Annotated in this window: 14 protein-coding genes; 8 read left to right on the top strand and 6 right to left on the bottom strand. The window is 64.4% G+C overall.

Annotated features, from left to right (window positions below; genetic code table 11):
• Nucleotides 1-151 precede the first annotated feature (151 nt).
• From I6F17_RS00740 to I6F17_RS00760, 5 genes are read left to right on the top strand one after another with little or no spacing between them, the layout of a single operon-like run.
• On the top strand, nucleotides 152-973 hold the full coding sequence (locus tag I6F17_RS00740; protein WP_225123697.1) for an ABC transporter permease: 822 nt from the start codon (nucleotides 152-154) through the stop codon (nucleotides 971-973).
• Nucleotides 970-1,776 carry an ABC transporter permease gene (locus I6F17_RS00745; RefSeq protein WP_036004520.1) on the top strand — a complete coding sequence of 269 codons (807 nt, stop codon included), beginning with the start codon at nucleotides 970-972 and terminating at the stop codon, nucleotides 1,774-1,776. The genes I6F17_RS00740 and I6F17_RS00745 overlap by 4 nt, the downstream gene beginning before the upstream one ends.
• Complete coding sequence (locus I6F17_RS00750) at nucleotides 1,773-2,531, top strand: ABC transporter ATP-binding protein (RefSeq protein ID WP_225123698.1); 759 nt, start codon at nucleotides 1,773-1,775, stop codon at nucleotides 2,529-2,531. The genes I6F17_RS00745 and I6F17_RS00750 overlap by 4 nt, the downstream gene beginning before the upstream one ends.
• Nucleotides 2,528-2,860 (top strand): hypothetical protein, encoded by a 333-nt coding sequence (locus tag I6F17_RS00755; protein ID WP_225123699.1) that lies wholly within the window; start codon nucleotides 2,528-2,530, stop codon nucleotides 2,858-2,860. The genes I6F17_RS00750 and I6F17_RS00755 overlap by 4 nt, the downstream gene beginning before the upstream one ends.
• 4 nt (nucleotides 2,861-2,864) lie before the next feature.
• Nucleotides 2,865-3,920 (top strand): ABC transporter substrate-binding protein, encoded by a 1,056-nt coding sequence (locus I6F17_RS00760; RefSeq protein ID WP_036037747.1) that lies wholly within the window; start codon nucleotides 2,865-2,867, stop codon nucleotides 3,918-3,920.
• 78 nt (nucleotides 3,921-3,998) lie between these two features.
• Here I6F17_RS00760 and I6F17_RS00765 read toward each other — a convergent pair whose 3' ends face one another.
• From I6F17_RS00765 to I6F17_RS00780, 4 genes are all read right to left on the bottom strand, one after another.
• Nucleotides 3,999-5,543, bottom strand: a complete 1,545-nt coding sequence (locus I6F17_RS00765; protein ID WP_225123700.1) for a heme peroxidase family protein — start codon at nucleotides 5,541-5,543, stop codon at nucleotides 3,999-4,001.
• Nucleotides 5,544-5,802: 259 nt separating this feature from the next.
• Complete coding sequence (locus I6F17_RS00770; protein ID WP_036025895.1) at nucleotides 5,803-6,075, bottom strand: hypothetical protein; 273 nt, start codon at nucleotides 6,073-6,075, stop codon at nucleotides 5,803-5,805.
• A gap of 143 nt (nucleotides 6,076-6,218) precedes the next feature.
• On the bottom strand, nucleotides 6,219-6,950 hold the full coding sequence (locus I6F17_RS00775; RefSeq protein WP_036004503.1) for a cytochrome c biogenesis protein CcdA: 732 nt from the start codon (nucleotides 6,948-6,950) through the stop codon (nucleotides 6,219-6,221).
• Between the two features lie 206 nt (nucleotides 6,951-7,156).
• Nucleotides 7,157-7,393, bottom strand: coding sequence for a hypothetical protein (locus I6F17_RS00780; RefSeq protein ID WP_225112735.1), 237 nt, complete (start codon nucleotides 7,391-7,393; stop codon nucleotides 7,157-7,159).
• Nucleotides 7,394-7,907: 514 nt separating this feature from the next.
• Here I6F17_RS00780 and I6F17_RS00785 point away from each other — a divergent pair.
• From I6F17_RS00785 to I6F17_RS00795, 3 genes are all read left to right on the top strand, one after another.
• Nucleotides 7,908-8,957, top strand: a complete 1,050-nt coding sequence (locus I6F17_RS00785) for a LysR family transcriptional regulator (protein ID WP_036004499.1) — start codon at nucleotides 7,908-7,910, stop codon at nucleotides 8,955-8,957.
• Between the two features lie 29 nt (nucleotides 8,958-8,986).
• Nucleotides 8,987-9,358, top strand: coding sequence for a helix-turn-helix transcriptional regulator (locus tag I6F17_RS00790; RefSeq protein ID WP_020608151.1), 372 nt, complete (start codon nucleotides 8,987-8,989; stop codon nucleotides 9,356-9,358).
• A gap of 288 nt (nucleotides 9,359-9,646) precedes the next feature.
• The gene (locus I6F17_RS00795) at nucleotides 9,647-10,468 is read left to right on the top strand and encodes an enoyl-CoA hydratase (protein WP_225112665.1); all 822 of its coding nucleotides are present in this window, start codon (nucleotides 9,647-9,649) and stop codon (nucleotides 10,466-10,468) included.
• A 33-nt stretch (nucleotides 10,469-10,501) separates the two neighbouring features.
• Here the strand turns inward: I6F17_RS00795 and I6F17_RS00800 are convergent, their stop codons facing one another.
• Entirely contained in the window at nucleotides 10,502-11,581 is a 1,080-nt protein-coding gene (locus I6F17_RS00800; RefSeq protein ID WP_225123701.1) for an isocitrate/isopropylmalate dehydrogenase family protein, read from the bottom strand.
• 133 nt (nucleotides 11,582-11,714) lie between these two features.
• Nucleotides 11,715-12,782 carry an alcohol dehydrogenase gene (locus I6F17_RS00805; RefSeq protein WP_225123702.1) on the bottom strand — a complete coding sequence of 356 codons (1,068 nt, stop codon included), beginning with the start codon at nucleotides 12,780-12,782 and terminating at the stop codon, nucleotides 11,715-11,717.
• Nucleotides 12,783-12,857 lie beyond the last annotated feature (75 nt).

Here is a 12,857-nt window from a genome sequence, read left to right on the forward strand (position 1 = left end):
GAGGGGGCTCGGCCCGGATCCCCGCTCCGCGCGGATCGCGAGGAGGGTCGCAACCGATACAGATATGCGATTGCGCGAGACGCAGCTACGATACCAGCAATGATCAGTGGGAAATGCCGGTACAGGCATAGCTGAGCGTCAGGGAGGTCAAATGCAGCTGACGGGCAGTCTGAAAGGCCGATCGTCGCGGCTGATGCGCAGCGTCAACTCGCTGGCCGGCGCTGCAATGTTCGTCGCGCCGCTGCTTGCGCTGGTCGCGGTCTGGGCCGCCGTGATCCCGCTGTTCAACGTCAATCCGCGCGTGTTTCCCTCGGTCGGCGCGGTCGGCACCGCCGCGCTTGACTCGATCCGGGACGGCACGTTGTTCGCGCATGTCGGCGCCAGCCTTTTGCGCGTCGGCCTGGGGACACTGATGGGCATCGCCACGGCGGTGCCGCTCGGCATCGCCATGGGCGTCAGCCCGACGGTCGCGGCCTTTCTCACGCCGCTGTTCCGGTTCTTCTCGGTGCTCGCCGGCATTGCCTGGATCCCGATCGCGACGCTGTGGTTCGGTTACGGTTTCGGCGCGATCGTCTTCGTGATCTTCAACGCCGTATTCTTCGTCGTCGCCTACAACACGCTTCTCGGTGTCAGGACCATCCCGCACACGCTGCGCAACGCTGCCGCCTCGCTCGGCGCCGGCCGCTGGGCGCTGCTGACCGAAGTTCTGCTGCCGGGCGCGCTGCCCAATATCGTCACCGGCATTCGCACCGGCCTGGGCTTTGCCTGGCGCGGCCTGATCGCCGCGGAGATGATCGCGACCAATGTCGGGCTCGGCTACATGCTGTTCGTCGCGCGCGATTTCTACCGCACCGAGGTGATCGTGTTCGGCATGATCGTGATCGGCGTGCTCTGGCTTCTGATCGACCGTTTGCTGCTGGTCCCGCTCGAGCGCGCGACCATCGAGCGCTGGGGCATGGTGAGGCGCGCATGAACGTCCTGCTGCAAATCTGGGCCGGCTATGCCCGCCTGACCCGGCGCTGGCCGGGCATCGCCGCGATCATTCCCTTCATCCCGGTGCTGGCGCTGTGGACCGCGGTCAGCGAGGCCGGGCTGTTTCCACGCGCGTTCTTCCCCGGCCCGGCCGACGTCATCCGCGCATTCTTCACGCTGACCTACAAGGGCATCTTGCCCGACTATCTCCAGGACAGCCTGATCCGGCTCGCGACCGGCGCCGCGGTCGGCATGGCGCTCGGCATACCCTTGGGCATCCTGATCGGCACCAGCCGCTGGGCGCATCGCATCTGCTGGCCGGTGCTGCTGTTCTTCCAGGCCATCGGCGACATCGCCTGGCTGCCGATCCTTCTGATCTGGTTCGGCTTCGGTCTGACGACCATGACCTTCGTCATCGTCTACACCGTGCTGTTCCCCGTCGTGCTCAACACCGTGCTCGGCGTCGAATCGGTACCGCGCGATCTGTCACGCGCCGCCTTGAGCCTCGGGGCTTCGCGGGCGCGCGTGCTCTGGGAGGTGACGCTGCCGGGCGCGCTGCCCAACATCATCACCGGCCTTCGCAACGGACTCGGCTACGGCTGGCGCGCGCTGATCGCGGTCGAGATGATCGTCGGCACGTCGGGCATCGGCTTCATGATGTTCGATGCGCGCCGCGCCGGGTCGACCGTCGAGATCATCCTCGGCATGATCATTCTCGGACTGCTCTGGTACATCGTGGACGCCTGGATTCTCGCCCCGCTCGAGCGTGCGACCGGCCAGCGTTGGGGATTGGTGACATCATGAAGACACTCTCGCTGCGCAATCTCGGCAAGACCTATTTCGACCCTTATGCAGGCGCGCATGTCACCGCCGTCCACGACGTCTCACTCGACGTCGAGCCCGGCGAGTTCATCTCGGTGGTCGGCCCCTCCGGCTGCGGCAAGACGACGATCCTGAACATGATCGCCGGCTTCATTCCCTATTCGAAGGGGGACATCCTGCTCGACGGCAAGCCGGTGCACGGGCCCGGCCCCGAGCGCGGCGTCGTGTTCCAGTCGTTCGCGCTGTTTCCCTGGAAGACCGTGCTCGACAATGTCGGCTTCGGGCCGAAGATGCGCGGCGTGCCGAAGGCCGAGCGCGACCGCATCGCGCATGAATATCTCGCGCTTGCCGGGCTCTCGCATGCGGCGCACCGCTATCCCAACGAGCTCTCCGGGGGCATGCAGCAGCGCGTCGGCGTGGTGCGCGCACTCGCCAACAACCCCGACGTCCTCTTGATGGACGAGCCGTTCGCCAGCGTCGACGCGCAGACGCGCATGACGCTCCAGGAGGAACTGACCCGCATCTGGCAGGAGCGCAAGCCGACGGTGATCTTCATCACCCATGACGTGGCGGAAGCGGTATTTCTCGCCAACCGCGTCGTCGTGCTGTCGAAGGGACGCGTGCTCGACCAGGTCGCGGTCGACCTTCCGCGCCCCCGCATCTGGGACGATCTCGTCCGGGACGACCAGTTCAAGCAGCTTTCGGCGCGCGTGCTGCAGATGGTGCGCGCAGCATGAGCATCGCCGCCGACGTTCTTCGCTCGCCCAAGAGCCGTGTCGTTCTCGGCGCGGTGGCCGCATGGGCACTGTTTCAGCTCTGGCTGACGATCACAGCGCCCGGAAAGATCTCGCCGCAGCTCACGGGCACGTCGGAAAAGGTGAACGTGCAGATCGAGCTGCCGTTCACGCCGGAGCGTTTCCACGTGCTCGCCTTCCAGCAATACGGACGCGTCTCGGGCACGGACGAGCATTCGATCGAGCTGCGCGGTGTCAAAAGAACGGACCTCAATGCCGTGGCCCGGCCCTATTGGGTGACGGCGGTGGGGCCGATAAAAGAGGGAGGCTGAGACTATGAAACGACTCTTGCTGCTTGGATTGGCGCTTCTCGCCGGCATGGTGCCGGCAAGCGCCCAAACCCTGACGAAACTCAAGGCCGGCATGGTCACTGGCATCGACCAGATTGGCCTGCCCATCGCGCTCGAGCGCGGCTTCTTCGAGAAGTACGGGCTCGACGTCACGATCGCACGCCCCTACGCCACCGGTGTCGACGCGCTGAACGCGTTGCAGGCCGGCGAGAGCGAGATCGTGCAGGTCGGCGTACCCATGATCGGCGCGGTGCTGCGCGGCATGGACCTCGTCGCGCTGGGCAATTACAGCGGCAACGCCACCAAGGCCGGCTCCGATGCCACGATGGCGATCATCGCGCGCGAAGGCTCGGGCATCGTCAAGGGCGACCTGTCGACGTTGAAGGGCAAGAAGATCGCGGCGTCGTTCGGCACGATCAACCATCTCTACATCCTAGCGACGCTGGAGAAGGCCGGACTGAAACCCGACGACGTAACATTGGTCAACACCCCGCCCCCGGACATGACCGTCGCCCTGCTCGCCAAGGGCATCGACGCGTTCTCGGGCTGGGACCCCTGGCCAATCGTCGCGGGCAAGGACGTGCCGGGCGCCGTCGAGATCATCCGGGGCGGCGACGTGATCTCCTATATCGGCTTCAACGTCGCGCTGCGCCCATGGGTGCAGGCCAACGGCGAGACCATCGAGAAATTCCTCGCCGCCGTCTCCGAGGCCGACCAATGGATGCGCAAGAACCCGAAGCTGGCGGCACAAGTCGCGACGCGCTGGATTCCAGGCCTGAAGCAGGAGGTCGCGGAGGCCGCGATGCAGTTCAACATCCAGCAGGCGGACCGCCGGCTGTCGGCGAACAACTACCGCGCGCTGTGGAGCGCCCAGGACCGGCTCACCCGGCTCGGCATCCTCAAATCGACCTTCGACGTCAATGCGCATATTGAGCCGAAGCACATTCTCAAGGTCATGAAAGACCGTCCTGAGCTGTTCGCCGACTTGCCGCCCATCCCGGAGACGGCGGCGATCACGCCGGGCTACGTGTTCAAGCCCTGAGCATTGTTGCAAACGTCCAGACCGGCGCGCCATGCACGCCGGTCCGGCCCATCGTCTGCAACGCCGGCGGCGTCTGGTCTAGACGGTTGAGACGCCATCGATCGGGCTGATATCCCCGACGAAACGCAGCAGGTCGGCCATCGTGAATTCGCCCGGCACTTGCGACGGCAGCGTCGGCTTCCAGCTCTTGCCCTTGAGCCAGAGATACGACTGGTGGTCGCCATGGACGAGGCCGACGAAGACTTCGGCAAGCAGGGTCGCGCCGACCGGGCCGAGCCTTTCGCCGCCGCCCCGCTGCTCCGCCTCCTTGAGGATGTAGTACCAGAGCGGGGTGTTTTGGTGCAGGCCATGCTTTTTCGCCACGGCGCCGTCGCTCCCCTTCGAGATTTCTTCCGGCGTCAGCGGATTCTTGATCTTCATGGCCTTGGCGACGTCCTGCCCTGATGGCAATCCCAGCAACACGCCGCGCTTGAGGTTGCGGAACGGCAGGCTGCCGCCGTCACCAGGCAGGGTATGGAGTTGCGGCACGATGAACGGGTCGATCTTGCGGGAGGGATTGAAGCCCACGCCCGCAGGATTGTTCGGCAACAGCTTATAGTAGCGCCGCCAGTCGATGATCCAGTTGCTCGAAAGCACCGGAAGCGGGAGCGGTGGCTGAATCGGGTTTGGTGCCAGATCGCCGATGATGCCGCCCGACAGCCCGGTGAACCTGAACAGCAGGTCCAGGGTCGCTGGCGCGAGGCCACCGGGCGTGAAGATCCGGTTGTGGCTATAGACCTGGCGCACCATGCTGTGGCCGAGACGATAGACCGCCCCCGAAAACTCGACGGGCATGTAGGGGATCTTCTTGAACCGATAGAAGCGCCGACCCTGCTCGAGGATCTTTGCGACGATCCCCTTCTCGGTGATCCGCTCCACGAAATCGTGCAGGACCATCCATTGGTAGTGCCAGGTCACGATCCGGCGCGCTTCCTCGAAGATCTCGCCCGCCGGCTTGCCGGACGCCGCGAGCTGATCGCAGACCTTGTTGTGAAACTTCAGCATCGCAAGATGGGTTTGCGCGACGACAAGGTTCTCGTCGTTGCGGTGATCGCCGATCAGGGCGAACCCCTCGGGATTGCGCGGCAGGTCGTTGCGATGATCGCCCGTGATGTCATCGACGTTGACGGTCTTGCCGATCAGCAGCTTGGGGCCCGGTGTCTTGCCGCTGTCGCTGGCCGAATTGCGCGCGTACAGATGGCGGCTTCCGTCGGGACCGAGACCATAGATGCTGTCGAGATCGAGTGCGGGCGTGCGAAAATTCGTGACCGCCGTCGGATCGGCTTCCTTCTCGCCGAAGGAGGTCAGATCGAGCGTGATGTCATGATCGACGAATTGGCCGAGATAGGTGAAACCCGCCGGGACGTTGAGGTTGTTTCCCGCGGCGTCGCCGGGGGCGGGATCCTTCATCGCGTCGGCGAGCTCGCGCAGCGGACCGTCGTCGACAGCCAGCGGCTCCAGGGTCGGAAACATCCGGCCAAACATGCCCGGGTCGTCGTGTCCGGAAAGCGAATCCAGAAATTGTCGCGTCGGTTGACGTCCGGCCTTGCCATGACCGGGATGAACATTCACGTCGGTTCCCATCGCTTGCTCCTGCTTAAAATGCTGTAGGGGAGAGGGGCGCCGAAGATGTCGATTGGCCTAAAATACTCGTTTCAGTATACGTTCTGAAGAATTGCCCCTCAGGGTGCAGTACGAGAGAATATTACCACAGATTGCATTCTGTGGATGGGCCCTGCCGCGAGGCCTTTTGCCCCACCGACGACACAGGCTTTTGATCGTCCGGAGCACGAGCAGGAAAGACTAAGGCGCGATCGACGCGTTGGCTGAATCTCTCAGCGCGTCAGCGCTTGGCAGCGAACCGCGACCAGATTTCAGCGTCCGTGTAGAAGTCCACGCCGCCATCGAGATCTCTCACCAGCCACTCGCCAAGATAGACGATCTGTGTGCCGCTGCGCCGCTCGTGCCGAAGCTCGAATTTTCCGTCGGCATCCTTCTGCAGCGAGCAATTCGACTGAACCCAGCTCGGCCACTCCTGCAACGGCTGCCCCAGAAATTGCCAGGCAACCAACGCCGCGTTGTCCGACAGGGGTTCTAAGCGCAGTGTCTTGGTCACGTGATCTCCACCATGCGAGTTGTCCCCCGATGCAACGCCTCGGGACCGGAAAGGTTTGGAATCGTCGTTCCGTGACAGCATGCCTGACCGATTTCAACGGTTCCTCTACTTTTTCGTCCGTGAAAACCCGGTCACCGCGCGCCCTAACCGATCGTCTGCAGCACCGGAAACGTCTCCAGCAGCCAGATGCTCACATTCGAGACCGCGCCGGTGAGAAAGCCGATGCCGGTGAGCACCATCAGGACGCCCATGGCGCGCTCGACGTTGACGAGGTGGCCCTTCATGCGCGCGAACAGCGCGGAGAACTGTTCGATCATCAGCGCGGCAATCAGGAATGGGATGCCGAGGCCCGCGGAATAGACCGCGAGCAGGCCGGCGCCCCTCGTCACCGTGGCTTCCGCCGCGGCGACCGAGAGGATCGCGGCGAGGATCGGGCCGATGCAGGGTGTCCAGCCGAATGCGAATGCGAGGCCCATGATATAGGCGCCCCACAGGCCGACCGGTTTGGGGATCGGCAGGCGTCCTTCCCGCATCAGAAAGCCGATCCGCGTCAGGCCGAGGAAGTGCAGGCCCATGATGATGATGACGATGCCGGCGAGGATCGACAGCTCCGCTGACCAGGCACGGATCAGCCCGCCGATCAGCGAAGCGCTGGCGCCGAGCGCCACGAAGATGGTGGAGAAGCCGAGCACGAACAGGAGCGCCGACATCATGATCGCGCGCTTGGAGGCCGCGACCGGCTCGTCGCTCTCGACATGCTCGATCGTGGCGCCCGTGAGGTAAACCAGATAGGGCGGAACCAGAGGCAGGACGCAAGGCGAGAGGAAGCTGACGAGGCCGGCAATCAGTGCGGCCGGAATCGAAACATTTTGCATGATGCAATCGGAGCCATCTCAGGCCCCGTCAGGGCGCGCAGGGAACGCGCCCGGCCCGGAGCCGAACCGGCTCTGGTGTAGCCCATGCCGGAGAATGCGCAACAGAGGCGCACAAAGCCAGGGCTCCGCCCGATGCCCTCCGTGATCACAGATGCGGCATCGGGACGCGCACAAACCTCGCCGGAAAGCGAGATTGGGCGGCGCGGCTACTTCACCACGCGGAGCAGCGGACGCCGGGGCTGGTCCTGCGTCTGCTTGGAAGGGGGCGGCGGCTCGCTGGCAGCGCTCCGCAGCATTTCGTCGCACAGCGCCTTGAGATCGGCACTGTCGATTCCTTTCAGTTTCATCCTGACGTCGAGGATGACGATGGACAGCATCTCGGCCGACTCGCGGCTGTTGCAGGCATTGAGAACCCTGCGGCACTCCTCGAGCGTTTCCAGCACCGACTGCAACTGTTCGTCTGAATGCGACACCGGCGTTCTTTCCGTTAACTCGGGCTGCGAGACGTATCCGTCACGCCCCCTTCGGCCCCCATGGAAGACGATAGATAGCACGAGGCGACTGCGCCTTCGAACCTGATTTCAGTGTGTTTCTGCTGTGGAACCGGGTTCCCGCTCGCATCGCCATGCGGTGCCTTTGGCGACCGCCGCAATGCTCCGGGACCGAACGCCTGACGCGGTGCGATTGATCCAGCAACGGCGAAGAGCACCGACTCCTGCGCAAGACCGTTCATTGCAGTCAGCGCCGGCACTCCCGCAGCCATCTCGCGGCTCGCAACGGAACTCACGTCATACCCCTCACTCGAGCCGATAGCCTCGCCCGAATTCCCAGCCAATGGGAGCATCCAAATACCGCCCTAAGGTAGTAAGGATGACGTTCAAAACTCGTCGTTCCCCAACCCGTCGTGGTTGTGGTTTGCGCCAGATTCTGCCAGTTTAGCGTTCCAAAGGGAATTGTATGCACTCCTTGGCGGAAAGGGGCGTTCCTCTGGAGGAACGCCCAAAGACAAATATCAGCGGCCTCTCCGACTGGGACGCCGCCCGCATATTCTTGGAAGTCGTCAGATGCGGAAGCTTTCGCTCGGCGGCCGAGCGCCTGTCTCTGTCGATCAACGCCGTGCGGCGCCGAATCGACGATTTCGAACGCCAGACCGGCACCACGTTATTCACGCGCGACGTCCACGGCACCCATCTGACCGATGAGGGCGCCTTGGTAGTCTCCGCTGTCGAACGCATGGAGGCGGCCACCTTCGACGTGCTGCGCGCCAGCGATTCGATGGCCAACGCGCTGTCGGGCGAGGTCCGCGTGGCCGTCACCGAAGGGCTCGGCACATTCTGGCTTGCCCCCCGCTTGGTCGAATTCCAGCAGGCCTATCCGAAAATCCTGGTGGACCTGCATTGCGCGATGCGCTCGGCCGACGTCTCGCGCCACGAGGCCGACGTCGCCATTCATCTGTCTCGTCCCTCGGCGCTGGACATCAAGCTGGTGCGGCTCGGCCGCATGCATCTGATGTTCTGGGCCTCCGAGAAATACATCGCAAAGCATGGCGCGCCGCGCTCGGCGGCGGAATTGATCAAGCATCGTCTGGTGCTGCAATTCGCCGACCAGCTCGCCGCCAAGGAATCCTTCGAGAGCTTCTTCCCGGGCGTGTCGGAACGTGACCTTCTGGTCATGAAGACGAACGTCTCCAGCGCCAATTATTGGGCGGTCGCGAACGGCGCCGGCATCGGCGTCTTCCCGAGCTACGCCATTGCGCTCGGCGGGAAACTAATTCCACTGGAGGTCGAGCTGAACCGGCCGCTGGATATCTGGTTGTCCTACCACCCCGGTAGCGGCCGTATCCCGCGCGTGCGGCACATGATTGACTGGCTGATCGACGCTTTCAATCCGGCCCGCTTCCCGTGGTTTAAGGAAGAGTTCGTGCACCCGCATGAATTCAAGGACTCGTATATGGGCGAACCCCTGACCCAGCTCTTCGGGGGATTTTCAACCGAAGAACAAAGGTGAAAACAGAGATGAAAGCAGCGGCGAAAAGAATGAAGCAGCGCAGCGCGGGCAAGCCGGACATCGAGCTTGGCAAGCGGATCCGTCTGCGGCGCGTCGAGATGAAGATCTCGCAGGCCGAGCTCGGCGAGAAGCTCGGCGTCAGCTTCCAGCAGGTGCAGAAATACGAGAAGGGCGTCAATCGCGTCGGCGCGGCTCGGCTTCAGCAGATCGCCTCCGCCCTCGATGTGCCCGTGACCTTCTTCTACGACGGCGACAACAAGGCCCGAGAAGTCGAGAGCCTGCTCTTCCTCGACTCGGCCTTCAGCCTCCGCCTGCTGCGCGCCTACAGCAAGATCAAGGACCAGACGGTGCAGCGTCAGCTCGTCTCGCTGATGGAATCGATCGCGGCGAACGAGAGCTGAGGCCGGTCGACGGTCCGGCCTTCGCGGCCGACGTTCAATCCGCCGCGTCACCGGGGGGCGCGGCCGGATTGCACGAGATCGGCCGAAAGATGTCTGCGCGCAACTGCGCGCGGCCTGTCTCGGGGCGGCCTGGCCGCCCCTTTTTCTTGCCGGTCTTCCTTCGAAGTTTCCGGCCGCGCGCCATGCAATCGCAGCACAGGCGGATGCAGGCTCTGCTCTCCCGCGCCGGTTGACCGCGGCGGCGCCTGCGCCGCACATTGCGCCTCGCCACCGAGCAGCGAGCACGCGATGCCAGACGTTATCAGCACGACCGGAACACCTTACGCCGACGGCAAGATTCTGACGCACACGGCCGATGGCGTCGGCGTGATCACCTTCAACAATCCCGACAAGCGCAACGCGATGTCGCTGGAGATGTGGGAGGGATTTGGCGAGGCGCTGACGGCCTTGCGCGACGACGACACGGTGCGCGTCGTGATCCTGCGCGGCGCCGGCGGCAAGGCGTTCGTCTCGGGTGCCGACATCAGCCAGTTCGAGAAGGTGAGGCACAATGCGGCGGCGTCCGAGCAATACGCCAAGCGCAGCGCCGCCCAGCGCGCGCTGCTCGCCGATTATCCCAAGCCGACCATCGCCTGCATCGACGGCTATTGCCTCGGCGGCGGCATGCAGGTCGCCATGCTCGCCGACATCCGCCTCGCCTCGCATGAAAGCCAGTTCGGCATTCCCGCCGCCAAGCTCGGCATCGCCTATGGCTATGACGGCCTGCGGCATCTGGTGTCGCTGGTCGGGCCGTCCTGGGCGCGGCTGCTGATGTATACGGGCATGCGCATCGATTCCGCCGAGGCGCTGCGCATCGGCCTCGTCGAGCGCGTGTTTCCGCAAGGCGAGCTCTGGGGCGAGACCATGGCGATGGCCGAGACGATCGCGCAGAACGCCCCGCTCGCGATCAAGGCGGCCAAGATCACAATCGCGCAGGTGCTGAAGGACGAGAGCCGGCGCGACATGGAGGCGATCAAGGTGATCGGCAATGCCTGCATGGACAGCGCGGATTTCCGCGAGGGCCGGCAGGCCTTCATGGAAAAGCGCAAGCCGCAGTTTAGGGGGAAGTAATTTCGTCGTGGAGAGAGGCGAGGAGCACAGCCCCTACAGCGCTCCCAGCACCGCCTTCGTGATGTCCGCCGTGCCGCTGCCGCCGCCAAATTCCATCGGCTTGATGCCGCCGGCATAGACCTGGTCCACCGCACGCTCGATTGTCTGGCCGGCCTCCGCCGCACTCTCGACGCCGTGCTTGTCGGCGAGCCAATCCAGCATCATCGCGGCGGACAGGATCATGCCGGTCGGGTTGGCCTTGCCCTGCCCCATGATGTCGGGCGCCGTGCCGTGGCAGGGCTGGAACACCGCGTATTTGTCGCCGATGTCGGCGGACGGCGCCATGCCGAGGCCGCCGATCAGGCTCGCGGTGATGTCGGAGACGATGTCGCCGAACATGTTCTCCATCACCATCACGTCGAAATCCCAGGGGCGCTTGACCAGCATCGCCGAGCAGGCATCGACATAGAGGTGATCCGTCTTCACGTCCGGATGACGTTTGGCGGCCTCGTCGAAGATCCGGCGGAAGAAGGCGAACGCCTTGAACACATTTGCCTTGTCGACACAGGCAAGCGACCCCGGCTTGCCGCGCGCCTTGCGCCGCTCGGCAAGGCGAAACGAGAACTCGAACAGACGCTCGGAGGTTTTGCGCGTGATCACCAGGGTCTCGCGCCCGTCCTCATGGGTGACGACGCCCTTGCCCATCGAGGCGAACAGGCCTTCGGTGGACTCCCTGATCACGACGAGATCGATGCCGCGCTGGTCCGCGCCGACGATCGGGCTCGGCACGCCCGGAATGAGACGCGCCGGACGCACGCCGGCGTAGAGATCGAAGATGAAGCGCAGCTCGATCTGCGGCGCGATCTCGGTGTTGTCGGGGTAGCGCACCGACGGCAGGCCGCAGGCCCCGAGCAGGATCGCGTCCGCCTCCTCGCAGAGCTTGATGGTGCTATCCGGCATCGACTTGCCAGTCGCGAGATAATGGTTGGCGCCGGCCGGCGCCTCGGTGAAGCGGAAGCCGAGGCCGGACTTCTCGCCGACCTTGCGCAGCACCTCCAGCGCCGGCGCCATGACTTCAGGGCCGATACCGTCACCGGCGAGCACGACAATGTGGAAGGCGTTGTTTGCGGACATTTAAGGCCTCAAGGAAGGTGTCAACCAAGTCGTCATTGCGAGCGAAGCGAAGCAATCCAGAACTGCATCCACGGAGACATTCTGGATTGCTTCGTCGCTTCGCTCCTCGCAATGACGAGGGAGAGAGCGTTCGTTACGGCGTCAGCACCGTACGCCCGACCACCGCGCCCTGCTGCAATTGCAGCAGGGCGTCGTTGGCCTTGGCGAGCGGTTGTTGCGTCACCGGGATCGGCGGCACCTTCTTCGACCGCACGAGGTCGAGCAGCTCCTGCGTCTCGCGCAAATTGCCGACATAGCTGCCCTGGATCGTCACCGCCTTGATCGGAATCAGCGGCAGCGCCCAGGTCGCGCCGCCGCCGAACAGGCCAACGATGACGAGCTTGCCGCCCTTGGTCAGGCAGTCGAAGCCGAGCTGCGTCGTAGCAGCGTTGCCGACGAGGTCGATCACGGCGCGGATAGGGCCGCCCGCCTTCTTGGCAAGCTGCTCCAGCGCGTCAGGCGCCTTGGGATCGACGGTCGCAAGCGCACCGGCCTTCTCCGCCGCCTCGCGCTTCCTCGCGTCGATATCGACCATGATCGCGCCCTTGCCGCCCATTGCCTTGAGCAGCGACAACGCCATCAGGCCGAGGCCGCCGGCGCCGAACATCACGATCGGCGTGTCGAAATGCTGCTCGACCTTCTTCAGCGCGCTGTAGGTGGTGACGCCCGAGCAGGCATAGGGCGCCGTCGTCGCGGGATCGAGGCCCTTCAGATTGAGCAGGTAGCGCGGATGCGGCACCAGCATGTGATCGGAATAGCCGCCGTCGCAATAGACCCCGAGCGAGCGCGGCGTCAGGCACATGTTCTCGTCACCGGCGAGGCACGTGGCACATTTGCCGCAGCCGATCCAGGGATAGACCAGCCCGACATCGCCGACCTTCAGGTCGCCCTGGTCGGTCGGCTTCACGTCGGGGCCGAAGGCGAGGACCTCGCCGACCGTCTCGTGGCCCATGGTCAGCGGCAGGTTGATGCCGCGGTCCTTCAACGAGAGCGGCTTGCGTCCATGGCCGAGATCATAGCCGCCTTCCCAGATGTGGAGGTCGCTGTGGCAGACGCCGGCGGCCTTCACCTTGATCAGCACCTGCGTGCCCGAGGGCTGCGGCGTCGCCTCGTCGACCTCCTGCAGCGGCGCCTTGAAATCGGCAACCTTGAAACTCTTCATCGGCGTCCTCCCGCATGCTTCTTGTTGTCGTGCCACCATGCCATGGTCGGCGCGACCAGACAAACCGGTCTTAGT

This window comes from Bradyrhizobium sp. NBAIM18, from assembly GCF_020193825.1.
Classification (GTDB): Bacteria; Pseudomonadota; Alphaproteobacteria; order Rhizobiales; family Xanthobacteraceae; genus Bradyrhizobium; species Bradyrhizobium yuanmingense.

Bases quoted from the DNA above. Each gene is read 5' to 3' on its own strand.
- I6F17_RS00740 (WP_225123697.1), top strand. From the start codon at position 152: ATGCAGCTGACGGGCAGTCTGAAAGGCCGATCGTCGCGGCTGATGCGC.
- I6F17_RS00745 (WP_036004520.1), top strand. From the start codon at position 970: ATGAACGTCCTGCTGCAAATCTGGGCCGGCTATGCCCGCCTGACCCGG.
- I6F17_RS00750 (WP_225123698.1), top strand. From the start codon at position 1,773: ATGAAGACACTCTCGCTGCGCAATCTCGGCAAGACCTATTTCGACCCT.
- I6F17_RS00755 (WP_225123699.1), top strand. From the start codon at position 2,528: ATGAGCATCGCCGCCGACGTTCTTCGCTCGCCCAAGAGCCGTGTCGTT.
- I6F17_RS00760 (WP_036037747.1), top strand. From the start codon at position 2,865: ATGAAACGACTCTTGCTGCTTGGATTGGCGCTTCTCGCCGGCATGGTG.
- I6F17_RS00765 (WP_225123700.1), bottom strand. From the start codon at position 5,543: ATGGGAACCGACGTGAATGTTCATCCCGGTCATGGCAAGGCCGGACGT.
- I6F17_RS00775 (WP_036004503.1), bottom strand. From the start codon at position 6,950: ATGCAAAATGTTTCGATTCCGGCCGCACTGATTGCCGGCCTCGTCAGC.
- I6F17_RS00785 (WP_036004499.1), top strand. From the start codon at position 7,908: ATGCACTCCTTGGCGGAAAGGGGCGTTCCTCTGGAGGAACGCCCAAAG.
- I6F17_RS00790 (WP_020608151.1), top strand. From the start codon at position 8,987: ATGAAGCAGCGCAGCGCGGGCAAGCCGGACATCGAGCTTGGCAAGCGG.
- I6F17_RS00795 (WP_225112665.1), top strand. From the start codon at position 9,647: ATGCCAGACGTTATCAGCACGACCGGAACACCTTACGCCGACGGCAAG.
- I6F17_RS00800 (WP_225123701.1), bottom strand. From the start codon at position 11,581: ATGTCCGCAAACAACGCCTTCCACATTGTCGTGCTCGCCGGTGACGGT.
- I6F17_RS00805 (WP_225123702.1), bottom strand. From the start codon at position 12,782: ATGAAGAGTTTCAAGGTTGCCGATTTCAAGGCGCCGCTGCAGGAGGTC.